Below are 14,164 nucleotides of genomic sequence, written 5' to 3'. Positions count from 1 at the left end.
CAGGTCACGCGCCTCATGCTCAATGCTTGCGAGCCGCCTGCGTTTCAGCAGCGCGCAGTTGTGCCGACAGCTTGTCCAGCACACCGTTCACGTACTTGTAGCCATCTGCGCCGCCAAACGTCTTGGCGAGTTCGACCGCTTCGTTGATGACCACTCGATAGGGAATGTCGACGTGATTCTTCAACTCGAACGCGGCGACTAGCAGCACGGCGCGTTCGACCGGGGAAAGCTGGTCGATCGGGCGGTCGAGGCACGGTGCGATGTCCGCGGAGAGTGCTTCCGAATCGCGGATCACGCCGTGCAGGATGGCGTCCAGATGTTCGTGGTCGGCCTTGTCGAAGCCTTGCGCGCCGCGCAGTTGCGCGTCGATTTCACCGCCGGGCGAGCCCGACAGAAGCCACTGATAAAGCCCCTGCGTGGCTAGTTCGCGGGAGCGTCGGCGTGCGCTCTTCATGCCTCTTCCTCTTCTTCGTCTTCTTCTTCGTCGTCACCGCCGAGTTGTTCGAGCGCGACGGCGAGATTGGCCATTTCGACGGCCACGCGCGCAGCGTCACGACCCTTCTCGGTCATGCGCGCGACGGCTTGCTCGTCGTTTTCCGTGGTCAGCACGGCGTTCGCGACCGGAATGCCGAAGTCGAGGCCGATACGCGTGATGCCCGCGCCGCTTTCGTTCGACACCAGTTCGAAGTGGTACGTCTCGCCGCGAATCACCGCGCCCAGCGCGATCAGTGCGTCGAATTGCGCGCTTTCGGCGAGCTTTTGCAACGCCAGCGGGATTTCCAGCGCACCCGGCACGGTGACCAGCAGCACGTCTTCGCCGGTCACGCCGAGGCGTTCGAGTTCTTCGATGCACGAATCCGCGAGACCGTTACAGACGGGTTCGTTAAAACGCGCCTGAACGATGCCGATACGCAGTCCGTCGCCGTCGAGATTCGGTTGGTATTGTCCGATTTCCATGTTAATTCCGTAGTGTTTTGAGTTGGCGCTTAAGCGCGTGAATGGTCGGATCAGCCTTGTTGCGGAGCCTGTGCGGTGCTGCCTGGCATCGGTACGAAGCCGGTCACTTCGAGGCCGTAGCCCGACATACTGCCCAGCTTGCGGGGGTTCGACAGTACCTGCATCTTGCCGACCCCAAGCTCGCGCAGGATCTGCGCGCCGATGCCGTATGTCTTGAAGTCGACTGGCCGGCGTTTGAGCGCCTCGGCTTTTTCTTTCGAGTCGAACGCCTTGAAAACGTCGACCAGATGTTCCTTCGAATCGCCGCAGTTCAGGAGCACGATCACGCCGAGGTCGCGCTGGGCGATCTCTTTCATCGCCGCGTCCAGCGTCCATGAGTGAGTCGATTTGCCGACTTCGAGCAGATCCAGCATGGACAGCGGCTCGTGCACGCGCACCGGGGTGTCGTGCTCCGGATTCGGCGTGCCACGGACCAACGCGATATGCGGCTGGCTGCTAGGCTGGTCGAGATACATCACCGCGCGAAACGCGCCATACGCGGTTTGCATGGTGCGCTCGCAAATGCGCTCGACAATCGATTCGGTGCGGCTGCGGTAGTGAATCAGATCCGCGATCGTGCCGATCTTCAGATCGTGCTCTTTGGCGAATTCCATCAGGTCAGGCAGGCGCGCCATCGTGCCGTCGTCCTTGATGACTTCGCAGATCACCGCGGCCGGCGTGAGGCCTGCCAGCGCGGTGAAGTCGCAGCCGGCCTCGGTATGGCCGGCGCGCACCAGCACACCGCCCGGCTGCGCCATGATCGGGAACACGTGTCCCGGCTGCACGATGTGGTCGGCCTTGGCGTCCGGCGCGACCGCAGTGGCGATCGTGCGGGCGCGGTCGGCTGCCGAGATGCCCGTGGTCACGCCTTCGGCCGCTTCGATGCTGACAGTGAAGGCCGTGCCGTACTGCGTGCCGTTGCGATAGGTCATGAGCGGCAGGTTCAGCAGCTTGCAGCGTTCCTGCGTGAGCGTCAGGCAGATCAGGCCGCGGCCGTAGCGGGCCATGAAGTTGATCGCTTCCGGTGTGACGAATTCGGCGGCGATCACGAGGTCGCCCTCGTTTTCGCGGTCTTCTTCGTCGACGAGGATCACCATCCGGCCTGCTTTCAGTTCGGCAATGATCTCTTGAGTGGAGGCGAGCGTCATGTTGGGCGGAGTTTTTCGGGGAAAGCGCGTATTTTACGCCACGCGCGCGCCCACGTCGCCAGGGCCGGATGGTATAGGCCGTTTGGCTGACTGGTGTTGCGCCGCCCGGCGCCGGTATGCTCGATGAAACGATGGACAAACGAATCGGTTGAAAGCGCCAGGGCGCCGCCAGCCTTGGCGCAGCGGGCTTTGTAGTGGGCCATTTCGGCGCGTTCAGAATGCGCTCGACGTAGCGCGCAATGACGTTGAATCGGCCGGAACAGCCTTGTTCGGCATGGTGGTGCCAAAGAGAGGCTGGCATACCGTCAAAAATACCGGGACGCGGCAGTCTCTGTGGCGAGACGTTGATTGACCGCGACGGATTGGCGTACCTATTGGCGTACCTGGTAGTAGGGGTAGGAGGAGCCAGAGAGCGGTTATCGTCGCCTCTCTCCTCAGTGACTGATCTGCCAGGGAGTCAATCGCTTCTGCAACCGCCGCAAGCCGATCTCGAGCAGGAGTGCAATCGATCCAATGACAAGAATGCCCGCAAGAACCACATCGGTAACGAGGAAACGCGATGCCGAATAAACCATAAAACCCAGGCCCCGGGTGGCGGCTATCAATTCGGCGGCCACGAGGGTCGACCATCCTGCGCCAAGCGCAATCCGCACACCGGTGAGTATCTCGGGGAGCGCGCTTGGCAGCACGACATAGCGAAGCAGCTTGAAGGGCGTTGCGCCTAAAGAGGCCGCCGCCTGCAGCCGGCTTTTCGCCACCCGGCTCGCACCCGACGCCGTTGCGATGGCAAGCGGCGCAAAGATCGTGAGATAGATCAGCAGAATCTTCGATAGCTCGCCAATGCCGAACCAGATCACCATGAGCGGCAAATAGGCAAGTGGTGGAATGGGGCGATAAAACTCGATCAGCGGATCCAGTGCGCCTCGCACAATCCGATTTGTCGCGATGAGCAGGCCTGCAGGGATCGCCGTCGAAACGGCCAGCAGAAATGCGATCGAGATGCGCGAGAGACTGGCCAACAGATGTTGGCCGAGCGTCGCGTCGTCGAAGCCATCCGTGTTCAGCACAATCAGCTTGTGCAGCACCTCTTCCGGCGTCGGTAGCAGCACGGTGGGCAACCAGCGCCGATGGCTGGCGATCCACCATCCCAGAAGCAGCACAAACACCGTGGTCAACGTGGCCACGTGGCCCGCGTCGATGTGACGCCTGCGGCGCCGGGACTTCGCGGCCAGCGTCTCGCGCTCAGCCGGATCGAGTGCGAGCGGGCCGCTCAGATTCTGTTCGGGGGACGACACGTCAGGCCTCCTCGGTCTCGCGGATAAGCTGGTCAAGCAACGAAATGCGGATCTCGGTGAAGGCGGGATCGGTCTTGATCGAGCGTGTTGGTTCGCCTGCGGCATAGCGGCGCGCAAAGTCGAGCCGGTGCCTCGCCACCACGCGGCCCGGCCGCGGAGACAGGATCAGCAATTCGGTGGCGAGCATGATGGCCTCCTCGATGCTGTGCGTAATGAGAAAAACGCCCTTCTCGGTCGCGTGCCAGACGTCGAGCAGCAGGGTCTGCATATGCTCCCGGGTCAGTGCATCGAGCGCACCCAGTGGCTCGTCCATCAGCAGGAACGACGGATCCGCGGCGAGTGCGCGGGCCAATCCGACGCGCTGGCGCATACCCCCGGAAATCTCGTCGATACGGTGATGCTCGAAGCCCTGCAGTTTGACCAACTGAAGAACCTCCGCCGCGCGCGCGTTGCGCGCGGCACGGTCTACGCCTTGCATGCGCAAACCAAAGCTCACGTTGTCTATCACGTTCAACCATGGCATCAGCGCATCGTCCTGGAACACGACACCCCGGTTTGCGTCTGGGCCTGTGACCAGCGCCCCGTCGATCGTCACCCGGCCCGAGGTGGGCACCTGAAAGCCGGCGAGCAATGAGAGCAGCGTACTCTTGCCGCATCCGGACGCGCCGAGCGCGACGACGATCTCGCCGCTGTGCACCGACACTGACACATCCTGAAGTGCGGTGAGTTGACCACGCGGTGTGTCGTAGATCACGCTGGCGCGCAGCGCGCTCAGTTCGGCCATTTCATGCTCCTTTACCGCTTCCCGGCGTCATTTAGACGCGGACGCCTGGATGAAACGACTCGTGATCGAATCGCTGTAGTCCGGCAGAACCTGATCGATCTTCTTTTGCTCACTCAGAAAACGGGCCGTCGCCGCAACTGCCTTGGCGGTGCCCCCGCCGAGCAGCGCGGACGAGGTTTGCTCGGCCGCAACGGGATAGACGTTTCCGGAAAGCAGTTGCGGCACATCAGCCGGGCTTGCGCCGCTCAACTTCGCGATCGCTGCCACTTGCGGCGAGCCTTCAGTCCATGACTTTCCGTTGGCTCGATAGTCCGAAATCGCCTGCAGCGTGACCCCGACAAACTTCTGGACGAAATCGGGATGTGATTGCGCGAAGTCCTTACGCACTGCCCACAGGTCAAATGTCGGCGAACCCCATTTGCCGACCTGCGTTGAATCGACCAGGACCTTGCCGGTCTGCTTTGCCTTACCCAAGGCTGGATCCCACGTGTAGGCGGCGTCGATGTCACCACGCTCCCATGCTGCGACCGTTTCCGTAGGGCCAAGGTTGACGATCTTCACCTGCCTGGGATCGATTCCCCAGTGTTTCAGGGCAGCCAGCAGGCTGTAGTGGCTGGTCGATACGAAGGGCGTCGCGATGGTTTTGCCGATCAGGTCCCGCGGCTGGTTGATGTGAGCGCCGTTGCGAACGACGAGGGCTTCGGAGTTGCCGGTCAGCGCGTTGAGGACAACTGCCTGAATCGGCACACCTCGGCTGAGGGCCGCGGCAAACGGACTCGAGCCAACATCACCGATCTGGATATCGCCTGAGGCCAGCGCCGCAACGACATCTGCACCGGTATCGAAGCGCCGCCAGTTAATGGTCCAGCCTGTGGCCTTTTCGTAAGCAGCGCTTGCTTGTGCGAGTTTGGCCGGATCAGCACCATATTGGTAAGCAATGTTGACCGTTTCCGCATGCGCAGCCGTGCCATGTACAAGCGCTAACGCCAACGTGGCAAGAGCGCTGAAACTTGAGAAGCGACGTGTGAATTTCATAAACGCCATGACCTGAGGTAGAAAACAGTTGAGAGAAGTGTCGTCAAGATTAGCGGATCCGGCTTGCGCCACTAACCAAGCAAATCAGAGTTGGATATACAAAGATCTGCGATAGCAGACGTCTGGGAAGTAAAGCGCATGCACCGTCATTTCTATAGGCGCTGTTCTGATGAAAGTGGCTCGCCACGCCGCCGAACGAATACAAGCCGCCGAACTTGAAACCGGCGAACACATTCGACAGGAACTTCACCGAATTGGGTAACCGGTCGCCATTGAAGCGATCGAAATCGCCTTGGTGGGTCACATAGCCACTGCCCCACGCCGAGATGTTGTGGATTATCGGGCTACGCGGCTCAATACGGCTTGTCGCCGAGAATGGTGGCGCGATGCATGACGCGCCGCGCGGGGCGATAGTCGTCCACGGCGTAGTGGCTGGTCGAGCGATTGTCCCAGAAGACAACGTCGCCAGACGCCCACGGCCAACGCACGCTGAATTCCGGGCGGGACTGATGCGCAAACAGGAAGTTGAGCAATGCCTTGCTCTCTTCTTCCGGCAGCTTGTCGATCTCGGTGGTAAATCCTTCGTTGACAAACAGACCTTTGCGACCACTTTCAGGATGAGTGCGGACCACCGGATGGCTCAGCGGCGGGTTCTTGAGTCGCGTCTCATTCCAGCGCTGCTGGTCCGCAGCAGTCAGGCCGAAACGCTTGAGCGGAAAGGTCTTGGCAAAATCGTGCGTTGCGCTCAGTCCTTCCAGCAGGGTCTTCAGCCTGTCCGATAGCGCATCGTAGGCAGCAAAGCTACTGGCCCACAGCGTGTCGCCGCCGTTTTCGGGCAACTGTCGCGCCACCAGGACAGCGCCTAGTGGAGGGGTCTCCGTGAAGGTGACGTCGGTGTGCCAGATGGCATTGTCTTTGAGGTCGAAAGCTTCGGTATCCAGCACCATTATCTGGCTCGCATCCGGATGCTGCGGATAGATGGGATGCGTGTGCAGATCGCCGAAAAGCGCAGCGAAATCACACTGCTGTATCGGGCTGATGTGCTGATGGCGGAAGAACAGAACCTGATGGCGTATCAAGGCCTGGCGGATTTCCTCTTGCACGTCCTGACTCATTGGCCGCGCGAGATCGATACCTTCCACCAACGCACCCAGCGCCGGCGTAAGACGGCTGAAATTCAAACTCACTCTCCTTGGCTAGCTAAACCACGCGTGAGATTTTCCCCAGCAATTCATGGAGACCCAACCAACTAGAACTCATTTACTTATGAAGGTGGTGCGAATGTCGACATTGAACTGGTTCGAAAGATGTAATGCGCAACACGGCTACCCGCGTTACCGGACGGCGATCCCGATGACTATATTTTTTATGTCGGCACCGGCCGCGCGGTCCTGGCCATGAAGGGCGGTGCTGTCGACTTCCTCACCAAGCCGCTCGATGAAGATGCATTGATGCGCGCGGTCGATGCGGCTCTGGGCAGGGGAGATGTTCTTCGCGAGGAGGTGGAGAATGCAGCGACGCTTCCTGATAGATATCGGCAGGGTCGCCTGGAGAACTCGCAGGTGTCTGATTTTCCCGATTCGCGGATTCAGGCGGACTTTACTAGACGCCAGTAGACCGTGCGTCTAGTAAATGCCCAGTCATTTCGACGGTTTATGGACGCCCTCAGGCGCCGATAGCATCCGCTCCACATACCGCGCGACGTCCTGAGCGGACCGGATAATGGCGGGACGGGAAACGCTTCCCGCCTGCACTTGCGTGTCGACGAGCGGCGGCGGAACGGCAACGGTAGACATGAGGTGGAATTTCGCACGAGTGACTCAAGCGTTGCATGGTAGCCATGCGAGCCGCATCGGCAAAACGACGAATTTATATAAGCTAATGGGAGCATCCGCCTTTCTGCTTACACAGCCTCCGCCGTCTGCCGCCGAAAACCCGCCGCAGCATGCCGCCCTGGCAACTGATCGCTCTCACCGAACAATTTGTGTCGCAACGTGCCCTCGCCATACGCGGTCTTGTAGAGCCCGCGGTTTTGCAGTTCCGGCACGACCAGATCGATGAAGTCCTCGTAACTCTCCGGCGCAACGGTTCGACTGAGATTGAAACCGTCGACGCCGGTCTCCTCGACCCACGCCTGCAGTTCATCCGCAACCTGGGAGGCGCTGCCGACAAGCGCCGGATAACGCCCGCCCAACTCGAACATTTCGAGCAGCTTGCGGCGTGTCCAGCCGTGCTGTTTGGCCGTGCGCGTCGCCGATTCGATGGCATTGCCGGGAGCGTAGTCGACGGGCGCATCGAGATCGTATTGCGCGTAGTCGATTCCCGTGCTGGCCGCGAAATGCGCGAGCCCGGATTCGCGGCTCGCATACTGCAGATAGTCTGCATATTTCTCGCGCGCCTCGGCTTCGGTGGCGCCGGTCACGACCGCCGCGCCCACGAACACCTTGACGTCGTCCGGCCGCCGCCCGGCCTGCACCAGCTGCTCGCGCAACGTTCTCACCGTCTCGCGTCCGACCGCGCGGTTCGGCGGCGAAATGAACACGCATTCGGCGTGACGCGCCGCAAAGCGCTGGCCGCGCCCAGAGCTGCCGGCCTGGAACAAGACCGGTGTGCGTTGCGGCGACGGCTCGGCCAGGTGGTAGCCCTCGACGTTGTAGTAGCGGCCCGCGTGCCTCACCTCGTGCACCTTGGCCGGATCGGCGTACACGCGGCCCGCTTTATCGCGCAGCACCGCCTCCTGCTCCCAACTGCCTTCCCACAGCTTGTAGAGAATCTCGAGGTACTCGTCCGCACGCTCATAACGCTCGTCGTGCGGCAGTTGCTCGTTGAGGCCCATCGCGCGGGCGGCGCTGTCGAGATAGCCGGTCACGATGTTCCAGCCAATGCGGCCCTGCGTCAGATGGTCGAGCGTCGAGAAGCGCCGCGCGAGCAGATAAGGCTGCTCGTAGGTGAGATTTACCGTGACACCGAAGCCAAGATGCTCAGTCGCCGCCGCCATGGCCGACACCAGCAGCGTGGGATCGTTAACCGGTAACTGGATCGACTCGCGCAGCGTCACGTCCACATTGCGCTGGTAGACGTCGTAGACGCCCACGATGTCAGCCAGAAACAGCCCGTCGAACAGGCCGCGCTCGAGCGTGCGCGCCAGGTTGGTCCAGTAAGGCAGCAGGCGATAGTCGGTGGAGCGGTCGCGCGGATGGGCCCATAGACCGTGGTTGATATGGCCGACGCAGTTCATGTTGAACGCGTTGAGCAGAATCTCTTTCTTCGCCATTACAACGCTCCGTGCCTGGGCGGCAGCTTGTCGTTGAGGTAGAAGTTGCCCACGGCATGATACTTCCAGCGCACCGGGTCATGCAGCGTATGGGTGCGCGCATTGCGCCAGAAACGGTCGAGGCCGAGACCGTCGAGCGTCGCGGCGGCGCCGGCGAGTTCAAACAGCCGTGAACCCGCATCCAGCGATACGGTCGTGGTCAGCGTCCTCGCCTCCGCGACGGCGACCGACGCCTCCGCCACCGAGCGGTCGGTCGGGGCTGCCTGGGCGGCGTCGACGAAACGGCCGGCTCGGCGTAGCAGCGCTTCCGCTGCACGCAGACGCGCGGCGAGGTCGCCGAACTGCGCAATGGTCAGCGGATCGTCGGCAGCAAGCTCGACCTTCGCATCGATCCACGGCCGTGAACGCTCGCGGACGAACTGCAAGGCGGCCTCGAAGGCACCGCGCGCCTGGCCCAGATCGATCGCGGCGTGAATGATCTGCGCGAGCGGTCCGATCGTCGTCGCATGCTCAAACGAGACCTGAAACGGCACGACCCATTCCGGCTCGACACGCACCTGCTCGAACTGCACCGAACCGCTGCCGGTGACGCGCTGCCCGAACCCGTCCCAGTCGTCGGTCACGGTGACACCCGGCGTATCGCGTGGCACGAAGGCCAGATACGTGACGTCGCGGCCCTGCTCCTCGGCCACCACCAGGGTGGGAATCCAGTGGGCGTACAGCGCACCGGTGCAATAGAACTTGCGGCCGTCGATATGCCAGCCGTCAGCGCCCCGCGTGAGCCGCGTGCGTCGTTTGAAGTCCTTATGGCTGATTTCGGCAAGCGCGTTGCCGAACCGCTCCCCGGCCAGCACGCGTTGATAGAAAAAGCGCTGCTGCTCAAGGCTGCCGCCCACGCGCAGTACTTCCAGTGCGTAGAAGTGGTTTTGCGGAATCTGCCCAAGCGAGCCGTCGGCCGCGGCGATGATCGCGGTGACTTCGGCGAGCGTGCCGTTGCGCACACCGGCCCCGCCGAATTCGCGCGGCACGGTGATGCCCCACAGGCCGCTCGCGACGAATGCGTCGAGCTCGGCCCAGGGGAGTCGTCGTTCGCGATCGCGCAGCGCCGCTTCGGGCGCAAACGTCGTGGCAAGACGCCGCGCCGTTGCGAGCGCCTCGGCATCGTTCGTGATCAGATCCAGGGTCAGCGGCGTACGCAATTCGCGAGGCAGCGCCTGCGTTGGCGCGTGGTCGAGCGTTTCTACAGAAAGATCAAAGGTCATGTCTCAGTTCCACGAGTGGCGCGCCGGCAGCACGTGATTCAGGTGATAGTTGCCCAGCAGATGCAACTTCCAGCGCACCGGGTCGTGCAGCGTATGCGTGCGGGCGTTGCGCCAATGGCGATCGAGATTGTGCGCGGCGCGAGTGGAGGCGGAACCGGCTAGTTCGAACAGCTTTTCGCTTGCCTCCAACGCAATGCGGGTGGTGAGCACCTTGGCTTCGGCCACCGCGACCGAGGCGCGTGCACTGGCCTCGGTATCGACAATCGGTTGCGCGGCAATGGCATCCAGCGTGTGGCCGGCCTCCTGGAGCACCTCGTGAGCCGCGTGCAGATCGATTTGTAGACGGCCGACATCCGCGATGATGTACGGGTCATCGGTTGCGTGTTCGAGGCCCGAGTCGACCCACGGCCGGGCGCGTTCGCGTACGAAGCGAAGCGTGTCGGCGACTGCGGCCTGCGCGATACCCTGGTCGATCGCGGCCTGAATCAATTGCGAGGCGGGGCCGAACAGCCCCGGACGGTCGGCGAGCTGCCAGATCGGCAGCACGTCCTGCGGATCGACTGGCACTTGGTCGAAGGTCACCGTGCCGCTCGCCGTGGTGCGTTGGCCGAACGAACTCCAGTCGTCGATCACGCTCAAGCCCGGCGCATCGCGCGGGACCCAGACCTGCACGGCGCGGCCTTCGTCGTCGGTGGCACGTGCCGGGACGCGGTGTGCAAATAGCGCTCCGGTCGAATAGAAGCGCCGACCGTCGAGGCGCAAGCCGTCGCTTGTGGCGCTCAGTCGCGTCGTGCCCTGCAGGATGGTTTTGGCGTTAGCCGAGCGGCGTTCGGGACCCGCATTGCCGAGCCGCTTGCCCGCCAACACCTCGCCGTACAGGCGCGCTTTCTGCGCTGGCATGCCGACTTCCCGCAACAAGCCGAGCACGCCGAAATGGTTCTGCGGAATCTGGCCGAGCGCTGGATCGGCCTCACACAGGATCACAAAGACTTCCGCCAGCGTCGCGAACGAGACGTCGGCGCCACCGTATTCGCGCGGCACGGTGATGCCACCAAGGCCGCTTTCCGACCACAGGTCCAGTTCGGCCCACGGCAGCCGCCGTTGGCGGTCGCGCTCGGCGGCGCCCGCGGCGAACGCTGCCGCCAAAGTGTATGCGGCTGCCAGCGCTTCTGCATCGTCGGCAATACGCCGCACGCGGGCCGGATCGGGAGGCCGCGGCAAACGCGACACGGGAGAGGAGGATTCGGGAGTGGGCATGACGGCTCGTACAGATAGGGTTGTCACCCGTCCGCGCTACGGTGCTTCGGCCCCTTCATGCGGCGAAGCGCATCGCCTGCGTAACGCTTGTGGCGAACAGGTTGGATCGTCTATTGGACCAGCCGGGGTAAGGCGTGCCTACTATCGAATTGGAACTTGCTTATGAGGATTTTCAATTTCGATGCCCTGTGGCATCTGTGAACGTCGCCTGCGTGGCGCCTGAAGCTTTTCATATATGCCTCAGGGGATTTAGCAACGCACGGAAAAATATTTGTCAGCGACCTTCCACGTTACTTAGCATTCGCCCCATCATCAACCACACGACTACTACGTCTCATGAATAAACGAAACATGCTTAAAACTGCGCTGGCGACCGTCTTGTTCGGTTTGGGCCTCGCCACCACGCAGCTCGCGCTGGCCGCGCCGCAAACTTTGCGCGTCGGCATCATGTCCGGCGAAGATGAGGACGTCTGGCGCGTGGTCGCCGCGAACGCTGCCAAGCAGGGACTCACGATCAAGGTCACCACCTTCTCCGACTACACGCAACCCAACGAGGCGCTCTCGGAGCACGACCTCGACGCCAACTCGTTCCAGCACAAGCCGTATCTCGACGCGCAGGCCAAGGCGCGCGGTTACACCATCGTACCGGTCGGATACACCTACGTGCAGCCTATCGGTTTGTATTCGCGCAAGTTCAAGTCGGTGTCGGATCTTCCTGATGGCGCCACCATCGGCGTGCCGAACGACCCGAGCAACGAAGGGCGCTCGTTGTTGCTGCTTCAGGCGCAGCATCTGATCACGTTGCGCGCGGATGTCGGCTTGCTGCCGACCGCGCGTGATATTGCCAACAACCCGAAGCACATCCATATCAAGGAACTCGATGCGGGTATTGTCGGCCGTGCGATCGGCGATCTGGATGCAGCCGTGATCAATACGGACTGGGCGATCAAGGCAGGCATCAAGATCCCGCAGGAGCGGATCGCGCAGGAGCAGGTGAGCGGCAATCCGTACCGTAACTTCCTCGCCGTCAATGCGAAGGACGCGAACGCGCCTTGGGTCCACGCGCTTGTCGAGAGTTATCAGCAACCGAACGTGGCCGCTGAAATTCTCAGCGTCTACCACGGGGCGACGCTGCCGGCGTGGAATGAGTCGAGTCACTGACTCTCTCTGGCGGCGTGACGGTATACCTGGTGCGGAAAACGACGGTATACCGTCACCAAGCCGTAGATTTAGCTGGTTTCAGCAAGACGACCGTAGACGCTGATTTTTTAAAAATCGAATTATTTCAACGGGTTATGGCCGTCCTGAGGCGCGCTGAGCATCCGCTCCACATACCGCGCAATCAGATCGATTTCCAGATTCACTTGCGTGCCTTCGCGCAGGCGCTTGAGCGCGGTCACTTCGACCGTGTGCGGAATCAGGTTGATCGAAAACTCACAGCCATCGTCGAGATCTTTAACCGAGTTGACGGTCAGGCTCACGCCGTTGACAGTGATAGAACCTTTGTAGGCGAGATAGCGGCCGATCTCGCGCGGCGCCAGCACGCGCAGTTCGTGCGATTCGCCGACCGGCGCAAAATAGGTGACCGTGCCGAGGCCGTCCACGTGGCCGGAGACGATATGCCCGCCGAGCCGGTCATGCGCGCGCAGCGCCTTCTCGAGATTGACCTCGCCGGTCTCGCCAAGGCCCGCGGTGCAGTTCAGGCTTTCGCGCGACACGTCGACTTCGAACGAATGCGCAGTTTTTGCCACGACCGTCATGCAGGCGCCCTGGATCGTGATGCTGTCGCCGAGCTGGACGTCTTCGAGATCGAGGCCGCCGGCTTCGACGTTCAGGCGTACGCCTGCGTCACCATCCGTGCCGAGCGGGTTGACTGATTCTATGCGGCCCACTGCCGCGACGATTCCTGTAAACATCGTGTTAATCCCTGATTAATTCGAAGTTGGTTGTGGTGCGGGCTCGGTCCCGGCTTCGGGTTCCGGATGCGGCGCGGAACGCGGCACAAAACGCGCGAGAATCCGCAGATCGTCGCCGATCCGGTCGACCGCATGGAAATTCAGCTGCAGGCGGCCTTCGAGCGTTTCCGGTGCGTTCAGATTGAACATGCTCATCGAGTCCATGCCGAGCAGGCTGGGCGCGAGATAGACCAGCAGTTCGTCGACGCAGCCTTCGCGCAACAGCGAGCCGTTCAGCTTGTAGCCCGCCTCGACGTGCAGTTCGTTCACATTACGCTCGCCAAGCACTTTCAGCATGGCGGGCAGGTCGACCTTGCCCGCCGCGTTCGCCAGTTGCACGATCTCCGCGCCGCGATCGCGCAGCGTGCTGGCGCGCTCGGCATGACGCTCATCGAGATTGCCGCAGAAAATCAGCGTGGGTGCGCCGGCCAGAATCTGGGCTTCGGGCGGCACGTCGAGCTGGCTGTCGATCAACACGCGTTGCGGCTGGCGCGGCGTGTCGACAGCGCGTACGGTCATGCGCGGATCGTCTTCCCTGACGGTGCCGATGCCCGTCAGGATTGCCGACGCGCGGGCGCGCCATGCGTGACCATCGGCGCGTGCCGCTTCGCCGGTAATCCATTGACTGACGCCCGACGGCAAGCCCGTGCGGCCATCCAGCGAGGCGGCCACTTTCATGCGGACCCACGGGCGGCCGCGCGTCATGCGCGACACGAAGCCGATGTTCAGTTCATGCGCTTCGTTGGCGAGCAGCCCGCAACGCACTTCAATGCCGGCATCGCGCAGCATCGCGAGACCACGCCCGGAGACTTGCGGATTGGGGTCTTCCATCGCCGCGACCACGCGCTCGACCTGCGCTTCGATCAGCGCATTCGCGCACGGCGGCGTGCGGCCGAAATGGCTGCACGGCTCGAGCGTCACGTAGGCCGTGGCGCCGCGCAGATCATGGCCGCGCGAACGCGCGTCCTTCAACGCGCGAACTTCGGCATGATCCTGGCCGGCCGGCTGCGTGAAGCCTTCGCCGATCACCTCGCCGTTCTTGACGAGTACGCAACCGACGCGCGGATTCGGGTCGGTCGTATACATGCCACGCTTGGCCAGCGTGAGCGCGCGTTCCATATGGACGAAGTCGGTTTGCGAAAACATCGGTGTCCGGTC

The 14,164-nt window shown here is 62.3% G+C and carries 15 protein-coding genes and 1 pseudogene; 2 read left to right on the top strand and 14 right to left on the bottom strand.

The window, feature by feature from the left end:
- Positions 1-19 precede the first annotated feature (19 nt).
- From nusB to tauD, 9 genes and pseudogenes are all read right to left on the bottom strand, one after another.
- Positions 20-454, bottom strand: a complete 435-nt coding sequence (gene nusB, locus P3T22_RS09870) for a transcription antitermination factor NusB (protein ID WP_054037337.1) — start codon at positions 452-454, stop codon at positions 20-22.
- The gene (gene ribH / locus P3T22_RS09865; protein WP_006050161.1) at positions 451-957 is read right to left on the bottom strand and encodes a 6,7-dimethyl-8-ribityllumazine synthase; all 507 of its coding nucleotides are present in this window, start codon (positions 955-957) and stop codon (positions 451-453) included. The genes nusB and ribH overlap by 4 nt, the downstream gene beginning before the upstream one ends.
- Positions 958-1,007: 50 nt before the next feature.
- Positions 1,008-2,144, bottom strand: coding sequence for a bifunctional 3,4-dihydroxy-2-butanone-4-phosphate synthase/GTP cyclohydrolase II (gene ribBA / locus P3T22_RS09860; protein ID WP_063497062.1), 1,137 nt, complete (start codon positions 2,142-2,144; stop codon positions 1,008-1,010).
- On the bottom strand, positions 2,141-2,347 hold the full coding sequence (locus P3T22_RS09855) for a hypothetical protein (protein ID WP_429324848.1): 207 nt from the start codon (positions 2,345-2,347) through the stop codon (positions 2,141-2,143). The genes ribBA and P3T22_RS09855 overlap by 4 nt, the downstream gene beginning before the upstream one ends.
- Before the next feature lie 231 nt (positions 2,348-2,578).
- Entirely contained in the window at positions 2,579-3,439 is an 861-nt protein-coding gene (locus P3T22_RS09850; protein ID WP_063497061.1) for an ABC transporter permease subunit, read from the bottom strand.
- Position 3,440: 1 nt separating this feature from the next.
- A complete protein-coding gene (locus P3T22_RS09845) occupies positions 3,441-4,223 on the bottom strand; it encodes a taurine ABC transporter ATP-binding protein (protein WP_063497060.1) in 783 nt (260 codons plus the stop codon).
- A gap of 27 nt (positions 4,224-4,250) precedes the next feature.
- A complete protein-coding gene (gene tauA, locus P3T22_RS09840) occupies positions 4,251-5,258 on the bottom strand; it encodes a taurine ABC transporter substrate-binding protein (protein WP_063497059.1) in 1,008 nt (335 codons plus the stop codon).
- Positions 5,259-5,412: 154 nt separating this feature from the next.
- Positions 5,413-5,595, bottom strand: a pseudogene (locus P3T22_RS09835) (porin); the annotation flags it as partial.
- 16 nt (positions 5,596-5,611) lie between these two features.
- The gene (tauD, locus tag P3T22_RS09830) at positions 5,612-6,445 is read right to left on the bottom strand and encodes a taurine dioxygenase (protein WP_429324847.1); all 834 of its coding nucleotides are present in this window, start codon (positions 6,443-6,445) and stop codon (positions 5,612-5,614) included.
- 210 nt (positions 6,446-6,655) lie between these two features.
- Here tauD and P3T22_RS09825 point away from each other — a divergent pair, with 210 nt between their 5' ends.
- Complete coding sequence (locus P3T22_RS09825; protein WP_063497057.1) at positions 6,656-6,874, top strand: hypothetical protein; 219 nt, start codon at positions 6,656-6,658, stop codon at positions 6,872-6,874.
- Positions 6,875-7,161: 287 nt separating this feature from the next.
- Here P3T22_RS09825 and P3T22_RS09820 read toward each other — a convergent pair whose 3' ends face one another.
- Genes P3T22_RS09820 through P3T22_RS09810 form a run of 3 tightly spaced genes read right to left on the bottom strand, consistent with a single transcriptional unit; the run spans position 7,162 to position 11,051 of the window.
- On the bottom strand, positions 7,162-8,532 hold the full coding sequence (locus P3T22_RS09820; protein ID WP_063497056.1) for an LLM class flavin-dependent oxidoreductase: 1,371 nt from the start codon (positions 8,530-8,532) through the stop codon (positions 7,162-7,164).
- Positions 8,532-9,794: an SfnB family sulfur acquisition oxidoreductase gene (locus P3T22_RS09815; protein ID WP_063497055.1), complete on the bottom strand. Its 1,263-nt coding sequence runs from the start codon at positions 9,792-9,794 to the stop codon at positions 8,532-8,534. Before P3T22_RS09815 ends, P3T22_RS09820 begins: the two co-directional genes overlap by 1 nt.
- A gap of 3 nt (positions 9,795-9,797) precedes the next feature.
- Complete coding sequence (locus P3T22_RS09810) at positions 9,798-11,051, bottom strand: SfnB family sulfur acquisition oxidoreductase (RefSeq protein WP_063497054.1); 1,254 nt, start codon at positions 11,049-11,051, stop codon at positions 9,798-9,800.
- A gap of 336 nt (positions 11,052-11,387) precedes the next feature.
- Here P3T22_RS09810 and P3T22_RS09805 point away from each other — a divergent pair, with 336 nt between their 5' ends.
- Positions 11,388-12,212, top strand: coding sequence for a MetQ/NlpA family ABC transporter substrate-binding protein (locus tag P3T22_RS09805; RefSeq protein WP_063497053.1), 825 nt, complete (start codon positions 11,388-11,390; stop codon positions 12,210-12,212).
- A 119-nt stretch (positions 12,213-12,331) separates the two neighbouring features.
- Here P3T22_RS09805 and P3T22_RS09800 read toward each other — a convergent pair whose 3' ends face one another.
- The gene (locus P3T22_RS09800; protein WP_063497052.1) at positions 12,332-12,967 is read right to left on the bottom strand and encodes a riboflavin synthase; all 636 of its coding nucleotides are present in this window, start codon (positions 12,965-12,967) and stop codon (positions 12,332-12,334) included.
- A 15-nt stretch (positions 12,968-12,982) separates the two neighbouring features.
- Entirely contained in the window at positions 12,983-14,152 is a 1,170-nt protein-coding gene (gene ribD / locus P3T22_RS09795) for a bifunctional diaminohydroxyphosphoribosylaminopyrimidine deaminase/5-amino-6-(5-phosphoribosylamino)uracil reductase RibD (RefSeq protein ID WP_063497051.1), read from the bottom strand.
- Between the last annotated feature and the right edge of the window lie 12 nt (positions 14,153-14,164).

Source organism: Paraburkholderia sp. GAS348, assembly GCF_050434205.1.
Classification (GTDB): Bacteria; Pseudomonadota; Gammaproteobacteria; order Burkholderiales; family Burkholderiaceae; genus Paraburkholderia.
This window is presented reverse-complemented; position numbering and strand designations above follow the sequence as displayed.

Bases quoted from the DNA above. Each gene is read 5' to 3' on its own strand.
- ribH (WP_006050161.1), bottom strand. From the start codon at position 957: ATGGAAATCGGACAATACCAACCGAATCTCGACGGCGACGGACTGCGT.
- P3T22_RS09810 (WP_063497054.1), bottom strand. From the start codon at position 11,051: ATGCCCACTCCCGAATCCTCCTCTCCCGTGTCGCGTTTGCCGCGGCCT.
- P3T22_RS09855 (WP_429324848.1), bottom strand. From the start codon at position 2,347: ATGGCCCACTACAAAGCCCGCTGCGCCAAGGCTGGCGGCGCCCTGGCG.
- P3T22_RS09800 (WP_063497052.1), bottom strand. From the start codon at position 12,967: ATGTTTACAGGAATCGTCGCGGCAGTGGGCCGCATAGAATCAGTCAAC.
- P3T22_RS09820 (WP_063497056.1), bottom strand. From the start codon at position 8,532: ATGGCGAAGAAAGAGATTCTGCTCAACGCGTTCAACATGAACTGCGTC.
- P3T22_RS09825 (WP_063497057.1), top strand. From the start codon at position 6,656: ATGAAGGGCGGTGCTGTCGACTTCCTCACCAAGCCGCTCGATGAAGAT.
- ribBA (WP_063497062.1), bottom strand. From the start codon at position 2,144: ATGACGCTCGCCTCCACTCAAGAGATCATTGCCGAACTGAAAGCAGGC.
- P3T22_RS09845 (WP_063497060.1), bottom strand. From the start codon at position 4,223: ATGGCCGAACTGAGCGCGCTGCGCGCCAGCGTGATCTACGACACACCG.
- ribD (WP_063497051.1), bottom strand. From the start codon at position 14,152: ATGTTTTCGCAAACCGACTTCGTCCATATGGAACGCGCGCTCACGCTG.
- tauA (WP_063497059.1), bottom strand. From the start codon at position 5,258: ATGAAATTCACACGTCGCTTCTCAAGTTTCAGCGCTCTTGCCACGTTG.
- P3T22_RS09805 (WP_063497053.1), top strand. From the start codon at position 11,388: ATGAATAAACGAAACATGCTTAAAACTGCGCTGGCGACCGTCTTGTTC.
- nusB (WP_054037337.1), bottom strand. From the start codon at position 454: ATGAAGAGCGCACGCCGACGCTCCCGCGAACTAGCCACGCAGGGGCTT.
- P3T22_RS09815 (WP_063497055.1), bottom strand. From the start codon at position 9,794: ATGACCTTTGATCTTTCTGTAGAAACGCTCGACCACGCGCCAACGCAG.